Genomic DNA, 13431 nt, shown 5'->3' on the forward strand with positions numbered 1-13431 from the left:
TCTTCAAATCGCGCAAACGCTTTATCTTTTGTTTTTACGCAATTCCGGACGGAAAACCGCGATACACTTTTCCTGGAATTACTTTGGTGGGAAGGCCAAATCTCTCACCGAAACGTTACTAACTTTTAATCAATCTAATCTGCGCATTCCCTTGAAAAACCACATTCGAAACCTCAAATCATACTCACCGGCGATTGATACGCCGCGGGTCTGGCAACCGGCCTGTCCCCCGCCATGTCAGACTTGGACAAAGGCCTATCCCCTCTCCGGGCCTTTGTCCCCCTTTCGAAAGCCGCCATGGCGTCCCCTCCAGGCCATGGCGGCTTTTTCATGCAAAAAATACAACCAGTGAACGTGAAAAAATCGACTGAAGTTGCTGATTTCAGGGGTCTCTACCTGAATAATTGCCGATTGTCTTGACCTTGAATTGTCGGCATATTTGCAATCATGGGATTTAATCGGATGGACTCCGCCGCCTACCTTGCCAGTCAGATGGCAAAGGGATTCGCTCGCTCGCTACAACAACGCGCGGCGAAGCTCGGCTTTTCCCCCGGTCAGTTTCCAATCCTGCTGGAACTGTGGTCCGAGGATGGGCTCACGCAGAAACAGCTGCTCGATAGGGTCGACATCGAACAGGCGACAATGGCCAATACGCTGTCGCGCATGGAACGGGACGGATTGGTGGAGCGCCGCCCGCATCCTTCGGACAAGCGGGCGCAACTGGTCTTCCTGACGAACAAGGCCGCAGCCATGCAGGCGGAAGCGATCGAAGCCGCCATGGCCGCGGACACGGATCTCCTCAAAGACTTTCGTCAATTCGAGCGCGAACTGCTGCTGGAATATATCCGGCGTGTGCTAGAGAATGCCAAGCAGCTCTAGGGCATTCCATGGAAGGACTTAACGGTTTTCCGCCTAGGATTGCATGAAATGGCTGCACGCGTCAAAGCGGCAAAAAGCCCTAGCCCCGTCCGACCACCTTATCCAGCGCAGCTTGATGTTGGCTGGGTCCGACATCCGGCCTGCCGAAGAATATTCCCTGAAGCTGAGCGCAGCCTTCCTCGATGACGATGCGACGCTGGGTTTCCGTTTCCACACCTTCCGTAACGACAGGCATGTTCAGGCTGTGGCCGAGGCCGATGATGGCGCGGACGATCGAGCGTGCTGCCGGATCGTGTTCGAGGGCGCCGGTGAAGCTGCGGTCGACCTTGATCTTGTCGAAGGGGAAGGCGCGCAGATTGCTGAGCGAGGAAAAGCCGGTGCCGAAATCATCCATGACCACGCGCACACCGAGGCGATGCAGCCGCTGCAGGGTCGCGATGACAGCCGTGCGCTCGCGCATCAGGGCAGCCTCTGTGATCTCCAGTTCGAGGCGCTGCGGATCGAGGCCGGTTTTGCGCAGGATCCGTTCGATCTGGTCGTAAAGGGTCGGGACCATGAATTGCAGCGGTGAGAGATTGACCGCGACATTCGCGGGCTCGCTCCAGCGCGTCGCCTCCTGGCATGCCTGCTGCAGCACCCATTCGCCGATCGCCACAATCGATCCGCTTTCCTCGGCAATGGGAATAAACGTCTCCGGGTCGATCACGCCGCGATCCGGATGCGCCCAGCGCAATAGCGCCTCATAGCCGCTGACGCTGTCGCTGCCGACGTCGTAGATCGGCTGATATTCCAGAAAGAGCTGCCGGCGGAGAATGGCCTGGCGCAGATCGTTCTCTAGCTGACGGCGCGTGCGCACGGCCTTGTCCATTTCCGCATCGAAGAAGCAGGCATGGCCACGGCCCGCATGCTTGGCGCGATAAAGCGCCATATCCGCATTGGCGTAAAGCTGCTCTGCGCTCGTGCCGTCACGCGGATAGATGGCAATGCCGATGCTGACGCCGACAGCCGTCGGATCGCGCGCCGTATCCATCTCCATGCCGAATTCGGCGAGAATGCGCTCGGCAAGGCGGGTTGCTCCTTCGGGCTGCCGGCGCTTCGGCTGGATGATGGCGAACTCATCGCCCCCGAGCCTTGCCACCGTATCGCCATCCTCGATTGCGCGCTGCAGGATGCCGGCGACCTTGCAGAGGATACGGTCTCCTTCGGCGTGACCGAAGACATCATTGATCGCCTTGAAGCGGTCGAGGTCCAGGCAGAAGATCGCGACTTCGCCGCCCCTGCGGTTTACCATCTGCAGTGCCTGGCGCATGCGCTGATCGAACAGCGAGCGATTGGGCAGATCGGTCAATATATCGTGATGGGCCAGGTGCTCGATCATCTGTTGCGCCTGGCGACGCTCAGTCAGGTCGCGCACGACAAGCACGCTGCATTCGTGGCCTCGATAGGTGATGGAGCGCCGCACGGTCTCGACGGGGATCGCCTTGCCATCGCACCCCGACAGCGTTGTTTCCAGCGGAATGGCGGCTTCGGTATGGATATCCATGTCGATGCTCAGAAAGACATCTGGCGCGACACCGATCACCTGCTGCGCCGACCAGCCGGAAATGGCGAAGAACCGCTCGTTCGCGTCGATCACCCGACCGTCGCGGACGATGAGCAGCCCTTCCAGCGAAGCATTGGCGAAACCCCGGAGGTCGGTCAAATGACGATCGATGAAGATGGCGCCGAGAGCGATGAGGATCAGCCCCATCGCGGCAGCCATGACGATGCCGGCAAGGATGCTTCGATCCATGGCGAGGGCAGCACCCGGCAGGGTCACTTCGGGCGTCAGCGTGACGCCGCTCATCGCGGTGAAATGCAGGGAGCAAATCGCAAGCAGCAGAAGAAGAGCGCCAGCCATGATACGCCTGAAGCCAGGAAAGCTGCGAAACACTAGGAAAGCCAGTGAGGAGAAGACGCCACCAATGGCGATGGAAGCGACGACGCGCGGTATATCGAAGGAGAGCTCTGCCGAGGCCTCGACGGCCTGCATTCCCGTGAAATGCATGGCGGCTATTCCAAACGCCATCAGCATGCCGCCGACCGCAAAGGAAACGCGATTATCCCATTCGAAGGCAACGGCAATCGCGAGCCATGAGCCGACGATGGCAAAGACCACCGAAAGCACCGTCAGTGAAACGCCATAGGAGATCGGAAGACTGCTCTGATAGGCGAGCATGGCGATGAAATGCGTTGCCCAGATGCCGACACCGCTGGCAAAAGCCGCAGCAACAATCCAATAGCGGCGCTGATGCGACTGGCATTCCTGCGCACGCGAAAAAAGGAGCATGGTGGCAAGACTGCCGATAAGGCAGATGATCGCCGCTACAATAATAAGCCTGAAGTCATGATCGTCACGAATACATGCAATCACTGAAAACATTACGCGTCTCCAGAATACGCTTCTGGATTGACGTTATTTCTAATAATCTAAAAAACTTGTAAACTACATGCGCAACTAATCACATAAGAGCGTGCCTCGATCGAAAGACGCAAGCTACGGTAAATTTTCAGTTTTAACGCCTCGAAACCCGGCGGGCTTTGGTCTATCGTCCATCCAAATCTCATGTAAGGAGTCGGATATGACCGATCTATCGCCCGTTCTCGACCGCGCCGATCAGAACCTCCCTTCCAGCCTCGACAATCTCTTCGAACTGCTGCGCATCAAGTCCATCTCGACCGATCCGGACTACAAGGCGGAATGCCGCAAGGCGGCGGAATGGCTCGCCACCTACCTGAACTCGATCGGCTTCAAGGCCTCCCTGCGCGATACACCCGGCCATCCGATGGTGGTCGCCCATCACGATGCCGGCAGCGCAGATGCACCGCATGTGCTGTTCTACGGCCACTATGACGTGCAGCCCGTCGATCCGCTCGAGCTTTGGGAAAGCGACCCATTCGCTCCGGAAATCAAGGACCTGGGCGATGGCCGCAAGGTCCTAACCGGCCGCGGCACGTCCGACGACAAGGGGCAGCTGATGACCTTCGTCGAAGCGGTGCGCGCCTATAAGGAAACGAGGGGCGCACTGCCGGTGCGCATCACCATCCTCTTCGAAGGCGAAGAGGAATCCGGCTCGCCCTCGCTCAAGCCCTTCCTCGAAGCCAATGCCGCCGAGCTGAAGGCGGATTTCGCCCTCGTCTGCGATACCGGCATGTGGGATGGTGAAACGCCGTCCATCTCGGCCAGCCTGCGCGGCCTTGTCGGCGAGGAGATCATTATCAACGCCGCCGACCGCGACCTGCATTCGGGCATGTTCGGCGGTGCCGCCGCCAATCCGATCCACATCCTCTCCGATATTCTCGCCGGCCTGCATGACGAGACCGGGCGCGTAACGCTCGACGGCTTCTATGACGGCGTCGAGGAAACGCCGGCTAATATCAAGGCCTCCTGGGAAACGCTCGGGATGACGACGGAAAAATTCCTCGGCGAAGTCGGCCTGTCCATTCCCTCGGGGGAGAAGGGCCGTTCTGTAATGGAGCTGATCTGGGCGCGGCCGACCGCGGAAGTCAACGGCATCACCGGCGGCTATACCGGCGCCGGTTTCAAGACCGTGATCGCCGCCAAAGCATCGGCGAAGGTCTCCTTCCGCCTGGTCGGCCAGCAGAACCCGGCGGCGATCCGCGAGAGCTTCCGCGCCTATGTACGCTCGAAGATCCCTGGGGATTGCTCGGTGGAATTCCATGAGCATGGCGGCTCGCCGGCTATCCAGCTTTCCTACGACTCGCCGGTGCTGAGCAAGGCAAAGACGGCACTTTCCAACGAGTGGCCAAAGCCCGCTATCGTTGTCGGCGAAGGCGGCTCGATCCCGATCGTCGGCGACTTCCAAAGGATGCTCGGCATGGAATCGCTGCTCGTCGGTTTCGGCCTCTCCGACGACCGTATCCATTCGCCGAACGAGAAATACGAGCTGCGCTCCTATCACAAGGGCATCCGCTCCTGGATCCGCATCCTCGACGCCCTCGCCAGCTAAGCCATCTGCGGGTGCGCGTCCTTGCGCGCCCCGCGTCCATCTCGCCGGATGGCAAGGGATGCCGTCATCCGAAGCGACGGGCCGAGACGGCCGTCGCGTCAATTCATACCGTCGATGAGATAAGGCATGGGAATCTGGATCGATACCGATATGGGATTCGATGACATCGCCGCCATCCTGGTGGTGGCGCATTCGGATCTTGTCATCGACGGTGTTTCGCTTGTCAGCGGCAATGCGCCACTGTCTCATGTCCAGGTTAATGCCGCGAGCGCGGCTGCGGTTTTCAACTGGACGTTTCCGATCCATACCGGACGTGAGCTGCCCGTGCTTTGCAAGCTGGAGACGGCACAGGGCATTCTCGGCCAGACCGGCATTCCCACTGCGGGCAGAAGCCTGCCGCCGGCCAACCCGCTTCCGGCGAGCGATGCCTTTGACGCCCTCAGCAATTGGCTTTCCGACGGAAACGGCCCGAAGCGCATCCTGGCGCTCGGACCGCTTACGAACATCGCGGCGCTGGCGCTGGCACGGCCGGATCTCGCCGCCCGCATCGACGAGTTGACCTGGATGGGTGGCGGCGTCACCTCGGGCAACCACACGGCGTCGGCGGAATTCAATGCCTTTGCCGATCCGGAGGCGCTTGGGATCGCCCTTGCGCATGGCCTGCCATTGCGTATGGTCGATCTCGATATCTGCCGCAAGGTGCTGGCTTGGCCGGAAGATGTCACCCATATCCGGAAGATAGCCGGAGAAAAGGCGCAACTGCTTGCAGACCTGCTGGAAGGCTACATCAACATCGCCGTCAGCCGCGGCAGACCGGCCATGGCGATCTACGATCCAACAGCGGCCGCCATTTTCGTCGAACCTGACATCGCCACCCTTCGGCATGCTCGGATCGACGCGGAACTGCAGGGGCAGCATACGCGCGGGCGCACCGTCGTCGAAACGCGGGCCTCGCATGGGCAATTCAATGCGCATTTCGCCGCGGAGATAGACGCGGAAAGGGCGCGCCGGATCGTCTTCGATGCGCTGATGCGGGAAGCCGGCCGCTGAGAAGTGACGGAGAAATATCGTATCTCAAACTCTCAAGCTGCGGTGATACAGGATGTACTGCAGTGAGGCACGTTGAGAATCGTCTCACTGCTCTCTCAATTCCTGCTCGACCAGTGTCGTCCAGAAGGCCACGCCGGAGGCGATCGCCTCGTCGTTGAAATCATAGGCGGTATTGTGATGCAGGGCACCGTCAACGGCGGGGCCATTGCCGAGCCAGACATAGCAGCCGGGGGCGTTCTGGCCGAAAAAGGCGAAATCGTCGCCGGCTGTCGATGGCGGAAAGCGGGTCAGCACATTCTCGCCGAAAACAGTCGTCGCAGCTTGCAGCGCCCGCGCCGTGGCATCGGCATCGTTGACGACGGGCGGGATGCGGCGCTCGAATTGATAGTCGACGGCAATGTTGAACATGGCTGCAGTCCCATGCGCCAGACGACCGATCTCCTCTTCCAGCTGATCGCGGACCTCAGGCGTATAGGCGCGCGCCGTGCCGCCGATCTCGACCGTATCTGGTATCACATTCAGCGCCTTGGGATCGCCCGCCTGTAGCGAGCAAGCGCTGACGACGGCTGGCTGCAGCGGATCGACGACGCGGCCGACGATGGTTTGCAGCGCGGAAATGAAGGTTGCTGCCGCCGTGATCGGGTCCTTGCCGAGATGCGGCTTGGCGCCGTGGGTTCCGGTACCGCGGAAGGTGATGCGCCAGCTGTCCGACGAGGCAAGCTGCGGCCCTTCGACAACGGCCATCTCGTCGACCGCGAGACCGGGCATATTGTGCAACCCGTAAACGGCATCGCAGGGAAAGAGATCGAAAAGGCCTTCGTCCACCATGCGCTTGGCACCACCTCGACCTTCTTCGGCGGGCTGGAAGATGAAATGCACCGTGCCGGAAAAGCTGCGCGTGGCCGCCAGATGACGAGCGGCACCGAGCAGCATGGTTGTATGGCCATCATGCCCGCAGGCATGCATCTTGCCCGGAATGGTGGATTTATACGGGCGATTGGCCTTTTCCGGCATGGCGAGTGCATCCATATCGGCGCGAAGGCCGATGCGACGCGTGCCATTGCCGACCTGCAGCGTGCCGACGACACCGGTCTTGCCGAGGCCGCGATGCACCGTCAGCCCTGCCTCTTCCAGCAAAGTGGCGACGATGCCGCTGGTGCGCTCCTCCTCGAAGCCGAGTTCGGGATGGGCATGAAGATTGCGGCGAAGCGAGGTGAGGAAAGGAAGATCCGGCTCGATCTCGTCGGGAAAAGACATGGTAAGGTTCCTTCGGCATGGCGCATGATGATGGCGTGCCTAAAGCGCACCGAGATCTTTCAGATTCGCTTCTTGCGCTTTAGGATCTTGATTTGACGCAGGTCGTTGTCGCAAAACCGCTGCACACTTTTGCGCGACATGCTCTATCTTCCCGAAAGCATCGCCTGCTTCAACCCAAATGACGCTCAGGCCGTGAGCTTGTTGAAGACATGTGCCTTTCCGATGACGCTCACTGAAACCATGCTGCCGACCTCGGGCAGGCCGACGCCGGAGCTCTTGATATTCAAGGTCTCGGAGCCGTTGGCATTGGAGAGTACAACCGTAACGGCGCAGACGGCACCGCCGAATTCGATTTCCGTGACCTTGCCGATGCAGGCAGCTCCCGCTCCGGCCTCATCAATGGCCTCGAGGCGCAATTGCTCGGGCCGCAACATGATGTCGGTGCGTCCCTGGCGATTATCGGCATCGACCGCAATCTGCCCGAGGACGCATTTGGCAGACCCTTTGTCGAGATCAGCCGAAAGTACGATGGCATCGCCGAGAAAGAGCGCAGTCTCGCGATCCCTGGGGCTGAGATAGAGCGCCTGCGGCGTGCCGGCCTGTATGAGCCTGCCCTCGCGCAGGACAGCAACCTGATCGGCAAAGGACAGCGCCTCCGCCTGATCATGCGTCACCAGGACCGCGGTGATGCCGGCGATCTGCAGGACACGGGCGACGGCCTTGCGCATGTTTTCGCGCAAGCCGGTATCGAGAGCGGAAAAAGGCTCGTCGAGCAGCATCAATCGCGGCTTGCGGCCGAGCGCACGGGCAAGCGCGACGCGCTGCTGCTGGCCGCCGGAGAGCTGATGCGGGCGGCGATCGAGCATGCCGCGGTCGAGTTCGACCATATCGATGAGAGCATTGATGCGCTGATCGCGGTCGCGCGCGCCGCGCTCCATGCCGAAACCGATATTCTCCGATACGCTCAGATGCGGGAACAGGGCACCGTCCTGCGAGACGATGCCGATGCCACGGCGGTGCGCCGGCACGATGGCTTCGCCATCGGCCAGGGTCTCGCCCTGCAGCACCACTTGGCCCGCATCGGGAACCTCGAAGCCGGCGATGATCCGCAGCAGCGTCGTCTTGCCCGAACCGGACGGGCCGACGATCGCGGTGCGGCTGCCAGCAGCCACCGTGAGATCGATATTATCGAGCGCATGCACGGGGCCGTAGCGTTTGCTGATGTTCTTGATTGCCAGAAAGGTCATTGTCCGGCCGTTCGCTTGGATTGCACGTAAAGGAGAAGGGTGAGCGGCAGCGACAGGACGACCATCATGAAGGCGTAGGGTGCTGCGGAAACATAATCGATCTCGCTGGTCAGCGACCAGAATTTCGTCGCCAGCGTTTCCGTACCGTTGGGAGAGAGCATCAGCGTCGCCGTCAGCTCGTTGGTGATGCCAAGCGCGACCAACGCGACGCTCGCGGCAAAGCCGGGCGCGGCAAGCCGCATGGTGATCTGCCGCACCGCCTGCGCTGGCGTGCGGCCGAGCGCCATGGCTGCACGCTCAAGCTCGACGGGCGCCTGGGCGATGCTGGCGCGCAGGCCGACCATGGCACGCGGCAGGAACAGAAGCACATAGGCGAGCAGCAGCGTCGCAAAGGTCTGGTAGAGCGGCAGGATCAGCCGGACGGTGATCGACACCAGGGCCAGGGCGACGACGACGCCGGGCAGCGAGCCGACATAATAGTGGCATGCTTCGAGAATGCGCTGCAGCCGGCCGGGCGCACGCACCGACAGCCATGCCATGGGGGCTGCTGCAATGGTGGCAAGAAGGCCTCCGGCGATCGCGAGAAGAATGGTCTGCAGCAAGGCCGAGCCGACCGTATCGATCCGCCAGACGTCGGCACCGCCAAGATAAAGCCAGCGCGCCAAGGTGACGAAGGGAATGCCGAGGGTCAGCGCAGCCGTGACGATGGGCAGCGCGACCGCGGGAACGACGAACCAGCCGAGACGACGGCGATCGGCGGGGCGGGCGGCACCCGAGCCGATACGGGCATAGCGCTCGTTGCCACGCACCAGCACCTCGATGCCGAGCAGCAGCAGGCAGCAGAAGACCAGCACGCCGCCGAGCATGTTTGCCGCTGGGCTGTTATAGGCGGACTGAAACTGGTCGACGATCGCCGTCGAGAAGGTATCGAAGCGGATCATCACGTAGAGGCCGTATTCCGCCAGGAGATGCAGGCCGATCAGCAGCGAGCCGCCGCAGATGGCGAGGCGAAGCTGCGGCAGGATTGCGCGGAAGAAAACGCGCCAGGGGCCGAGGCCGAGCGAGGCGGCGGCGTCCTCGATCGCCGGATCGAGCCGGCGCAGGGCGGCCGCGACCGGCAGGTAGAGGAAGGGAAAATAGGCGAGCACCGAGACCAGCACGCCACTCCAGAGCCCGCGCATGCTCGGCACGAGGCTGACCCAGGCATAGCTGTGCACGAAAGCGGGCACGGCAAGCGGTGCCGCCGCAAGCCAGGACCAGAGGCGCGCGCCCGGAATATCGGTGCGCTCCGTCAGCCAGGCGAGCGTGACCGCCAGCAGGATGGAAAGAGGGATGGTGCAGACTTCGAGCAGGACGGTATTGACGAGCAGCTCGCCGACGCGATTGCGGAAGATGAGCGCTATGACTTCGGCCCAGCCTGTGTCGATCGTGATCCAGACGATGAAGCCGAGGGGCACGAGGCTCAAAAGCGCGACGACGGAAGCAAGGGCGACAACGGAGGCATGCCGGACGCGGCTGCGGGGGGCAGCCGTCAACGGGGGCATTCGCATGGCGGCAGGCTCGCCGGCATATGTGTTTTTCTGCAGCAAATCCGAGCTGCCTTTCACGCCCTGAAATAGGAAGGCAACCGCCGTTGACGGCGATTGCCCGATCGGTCGGCCTTAAAGGCCATCCCATGCCCCTAGCAGGGCATGCGACTGCGATGCAAGAGCAAAGCCCGGCCGAACGCGCGCGAAAGGCGCTGCGGGACGGGCTTTCGCCTTAGATGAGACCAGCTTCCGTCATCAGATCGGTGACCTTCTTGCTATTCAGCTTCGAAGGCTCGATCTTTGGAGCCTGCAGGTCGGGAATCGGCACCAGCTTCGGATTGGAAGCTTCGCCGTTGCCGACGGCATATTCATAGGAATCGCCATCGCGCAGAACGGCCTGACCGCCCTTGCCGGTGATCCACTTCAGGAAAGCCTGCGCTTCCTTCTGATGCTGGCTGGATGCCAGGACGCCGCCGCCGGAGATGCTGACGAATGCACCCGGATCCTGGTTCTTGAAATAGTGCAGCGAGACATTCTTGCTGTTTTCGCCGGTCTTGGCCTGATCGCCGAACCAGTAATAGTGATAGATGACAGCGCCTTCGATCTCGCCGGCATTGACAGCCTTCATCGCGACACTGTTGCCCTTGTAGAAGCTCGCATTTTCCTTCATCGCCTTCAGCCAGGCACGGGTCGCGTCTTCGCCCTTCAGTTCCAGCAGCGCGCTGACGATCGCCTGGAAATCGGCGCCGGCCGGCGAAGCGCCCCAGCGGCCCTTCCACTTGGGATCTGCGAGATCGAGTAGAGATTTCGGCAGATCGGCTTCCTTCAGCTTGGTCTTGTCATAGGCGAAAACGGTGGAACGCGCGGCGACACCGACCCAGTTGCCATCGGCAGCCTTGAAGGTTTCCGGCACCTGGGCGAGCGTGGCGGCATCGACGGGAGCGAAGAGCTTGTTGGCATCGACCAGCGTCATGCCAGGGGAATTTTCCGTCAGATAGACGTCAGCGGGAGAGGCAGCACCTTCCTGGACGATCTGGTTGGCAAACTGCATATCGCTACCGTTGCGGATCGTGACCTTGATGCCGGTTTCCTTGGTGAAGCCATCCGCCCAGGCCTGCGTCAGCGCTTCATGTTGAGCGTTGTAGACGACGATGCCTTCGGAATCGGCGGCATTCGCCATCATCGGAGCAACCGCAAGGCCCGCGGCGAGCGCCAGCGCACTGGTGAGATGTGAAAAGGAAAAAGTCATTAAGTCCTCTCGCTTGGAAACCACCGCCTGCAGCGGCAATGGAATAGCCTATATTTTTCCTGACCGTTTATTTCAAGTTTACGGTCGTTCCCGCTTATCACAAAAGTTTGAGAATAGAGTCAAGATTTCGCCGCTATCTCAGCAGCGAGGTCGAGCCAGGCGCGACCGGCATGTGACAGATATCCGCCGCGCCGCCAGATCCAGGCCATGTTCCACTCCATGCCCGGTTCGACGACAAGCGCATGGGCGATGCCCGAACGCTGGCGCTGTTCGGCGATCAGCCGCGGCAGGAAACCTACACCGAGGCCCGCAGCGACCAGTTCGACAATGAAATTGATCTGGCTCGAGCGCGCGGCAATGTCAGGCGCAAAGCCAGCCGCGCGGCAGGCGTCGAGAATGATGCCGTTCAGCGCGAAGCCGGTTTCGAAGAGGAGAAAGGGATTGTCCTTGAGTGCCGCCAGCGGCACCGTTTGCTGCCCGGCGAGAGGATGCGCCGACGGTAGGAGGACATGCATCGGCTCGCAGCGCACGGTCTGCCACTCGAAGACATCGGGCATCGGCAACAGCGAGGCGCCGAGATCGACCTCATCGGCCAGTACCATTTCCTCGAGCCGCTTGGCGCCCTGCTCCACCAGTCTGATCTCTATGCCCGGATAACGATTGCGGAAGACGGCGAACACCGGAGCGAAGAGGGCATCATTGCCGATCGGCGGCAAGCCAAGCCGCAGGGCGCCGCGCGCGAGCCCACGAAGCTCCGACAATTCCGCCAGCAGATCGTCGCGCCCGGCAAGGATCGCAATTGCCCGACGATAGACCACCTCACCAGCATCGGTCAGGGTCACGCGATGGCCAATGCGGTTGAGCAGCGGCAGGCCAAGCTCGTCCTCCAGCTGGCGCACGGCTTTGCTGACGGCCGATTGCGTGGTGAACACCATCTTAGCGGCTTCCGAAAAGCCGCCCTGGCGCACCACTTCGACGAAGGCTTTCAGTGTCCGAAGCTCCATAAGTATTCCTTACAGGACTTGATTTTATGAAATCAATTCATTTTCTTCATGGAGAGGAAGCGCCTATTGTCGGGTCAAGAGATTTTCCCGAGCCTTCCATGCGTATCAATCCAAAGAATCATCCGAAATTGAGCTGCCTCGCTCAGATCCTGCTGCTGCTTGCCTTCTGGCAAGCGGGCGAAGCCATTGTCCGCCTGGCACATCTGCCAATACCCGGCGCCATCGCCGGCATGCTGCTGGTGCTGGTACTGTTTACGAGCGGTAAAGTGAAGCTGGCGAGCATGAAGCGTGGCGCGGAGTGGTTTCTCGCCGAAATGCTCTTGTTCTTCGTGCCGGCGGTGCTGGCTTTGCTCGATCATGGCGAATTCATCGGCATCATCGGGTTGAAAGTGCTTACGGTGATCTTCGCCGGCACCATCATCGTCATGGGTGTCACCGCGATAGCGATCGATTTCGGCTACCGGCTGATGATGCGCCAGGGGGCCTCAAGCCATGTCCAGCATTGAAAGTCTCGCAGCCGGCCTGTTCTGGCCGTTGGCGACGATCGGACTTTATTATCTTTCCAAGACGCTCTATCGGCATCGGCCTTCGCTCTGGCTGTCACCGCTGGTGGCTGCACCTGCTATCTTGATCGTGCTCGCACTGGCACTGCACGCAAATTACCAGGATTATATGCATGACAGCCGCTGGCTGCTCGCGCTGCTCGGACCGGCGACAGTGGCTTTTGCAGTGCCGATCTACGAGCAGCGGGGCCTCATCAAGCGGTATTGGCCGGTCCTGCTGTTCGGCGTAATCGTCGGCAGCGCCACGGCCATGGTTTCGGCCTGGGAGCTTGCAAGCCTTCTCGGCCTCGACGAGAGCCTGCGGCTCAGCCTGATGCCACGCTCGGTCAGCACGCCGTTCGCCATGGTGGTTTCAGGCGATATCGGCGGCGTCCCCAATCTGACAGCCGTCTTCGTCGTCATCACCGGCCTGTTCGGCGCCATGGTCGGCCAGGCACTGCTACGGCTGCTGCCACTGAAGTCGGGCATGGCCCGTGGTGCGCTTTACGGCATGGGGGCCCATGGCATCGGCGTCGCCAAGGCGCATGAGATCGGCCGCGAGGAAGGATCGATCGCCGGTCTCGTCATGGTGCTGGTGGGATTGACGAACGTGCTAGCGGCGCCGCTGATCGCGTGGCTCCTGCATTCAGCCTGAACGAAAAAG

General features: G+C 61.1%; 11 protein-coding genes. 5 read left to right on the forward strand and 6 right to left on the reverse strand.

Going from position 1 to position 13431, the window contains the following annotated elements; all coding sequences use genetic code 11:
- The first annotated feature begins 462 nt into the window (after positions 1 to 462).
- Positions 463 to 879, forward strand: a complete 417-nt coding sequence (locus GDN47_RS26850; protein WP_113333869.1) for a MarR family winged helix-turn-helix transcriptional regulator — start codon at positions 463 to 465, stop codon at positions 877 to 879.
- A 79-nt stretch (positions 880 to 958) separates the two neighbouring features.
- On the opposite strand, the gene GDN47_RS26855 is transcribed toward GDN47_RS26850, so the two are convergent.
- Positions 959 to 3301, reverse strand: coding sequence for a bifunctional diguanylate cyclase/phosphodiesterase (locus GDN47_RS26855; RefSeq protein ID WP_113352063.1), 2343 nt, complete (start codon positions 3299 to 3301; stop codon positions 959 to 961).
- A gap of 199 nt (positions 3302 to 3500) precedes the next feature.
- On the opposite strand from GDN47_RS26855, the gene GDN47_RS26860 reads away from it, so the two are divergent.
- Both GDN47_RS26860 and GDN47_RS26865 read left to right on the forward strand, forming a co-directional pair.
- Positions 3501 to 4889 (forward strand): M20/M25/M40 family metallo-hydrolase, encoded by a 1389-nt coding sequence (locus GDN47_RS26860; protein ID WP_113352064.1) that lies wholly within the window; start codon positions 3501 to 3503, stop codon positions 4887 to 4889.
- 126 nt (positions 4890 to 5015) lie between these two features.
- Positions 5016 to 5939, forward strand: coding sequence for a nucleoside hydrolase (locus GDN47_RS26865; RefSeq protein ID WP_113390786.1), 924 nt, complete (start codon positions 5016 to 5018; stop codon positions 5937 to 5939).
- Between the two features lie 84 nt (positions 5940 to 6023).
- Here the strand turns inward: GDN47_RS26865 and GDN47_RS26870 are convergent, their stop codons facing one another.
- The 5 genes from GDN47_RS26870 to GDN47_RS26890 all read right to left on the reverse strand — a co-directional run bounded on the left by GDN47_RS26870 (position 6024) and on the right by GDN47_RS26890 (position 12225).
- Positions 6024 to 7196 (reverse strand): M20 aminoacylase family protein, encoded by a 1173-nt coding sequence (locus GDN47_RS26870; RefSeq protein WP_113352066.1) that lies wholly within the window; start codon positions 7194 to 7196, stop codon positions 6024 to 6026.
- A gap of 185 nt (positions 7197 to 7381) precedes the next feature.
- Entirely contained in the window at positions 7382 to 8443 is a 1062-nt protein-coding gene (locus tag GDN47_RS26875; RefSeq protein WP_113352067.1) for an ABC transporter ATP-binding protein, read from the reverse strand.
- Positions 8440 to 9987, reverse strand: coding sequence for an ABC transporter permease (locus GDN47_RS26880; protein ID WP_233790154.1), 1548 nt, complete (start codon positions 9985 to 9987; stop codon positions 8440 to 8442). Before GDN47_RS26880 ends, GDN47_RS26875 begins: the two co-directional genes overlap by 4 nt.
- A gap of 217 nt (positions 9988 to 10204) precedes the next feature.
- Positions 10205 to 11221: an iron ABC transporter substrate-binding protein gene (locus GDN47_RS26885; protein WP_113333572.1), complete on the reverse strand. Its 1017-nt coding sequence runs from the start codon at positions 11219 to 11221 to the stop codon at positions 10205 to 10207.
- 119 nt (positions 11222 to 11340) lie between these two features.
- Positions 11341 to 12225, reverse strand: coding sequence for a LysR family transcriptional regulator (locus GDN47_RS26890; RefSeq protein WP_173002579.1), 885 nt, complete (start codon positions 12223 to 12225; stop codon positions 11341 to 11343).
- A gap of 98 nt (positions 12226 to 12323) precedes the next feature.
- Here GDN47_RS26890 and GDN47_RS26895 point away from each other — a divergent pair, with 98 nt between their 5' ends.
- Both GDN47_RS26895 and GDN47_RS26900 read left to right on the forward strand, forming a co-directional pair.
- Positions 12324 to 12731, forward strand: coding sequence for a CidA/LrgA family protein (locus tag GDN47_RS26895; RefSeq protein ID WP_113390784.1), 408 nt, complete (start codon positions 12324 to 12326; stop codon positions 12729 to 12731).
- Positions 12718 to 13422, forward strand: a complete 705-nt coding sequence (locus GDN47_RS26900; protein WP_113390783.1) for an LrgB family protein — start codon at positions 12718 to 12720, stop codon at positions 13420 to 13422. Before GDN47_RS26895 ends, GDN47_RS26900 begins: the two co-directional genes overlap by 14 nt.
- The last annotated feature ends 9 nt before the right edge of the window (positions 13423 to 13431 follow it).

Origin of the sequence: Martinezella dioscoreae, from assembly GCF_009176305.1 — a bacterium.
GTDB classification, from domain to species: Bacteria; Pseudomonadota; Alphaproteobacteria; order Rhizobiales; family Rhizobiaceae; genus Rhizobium; species Rhizobium dioscoreae.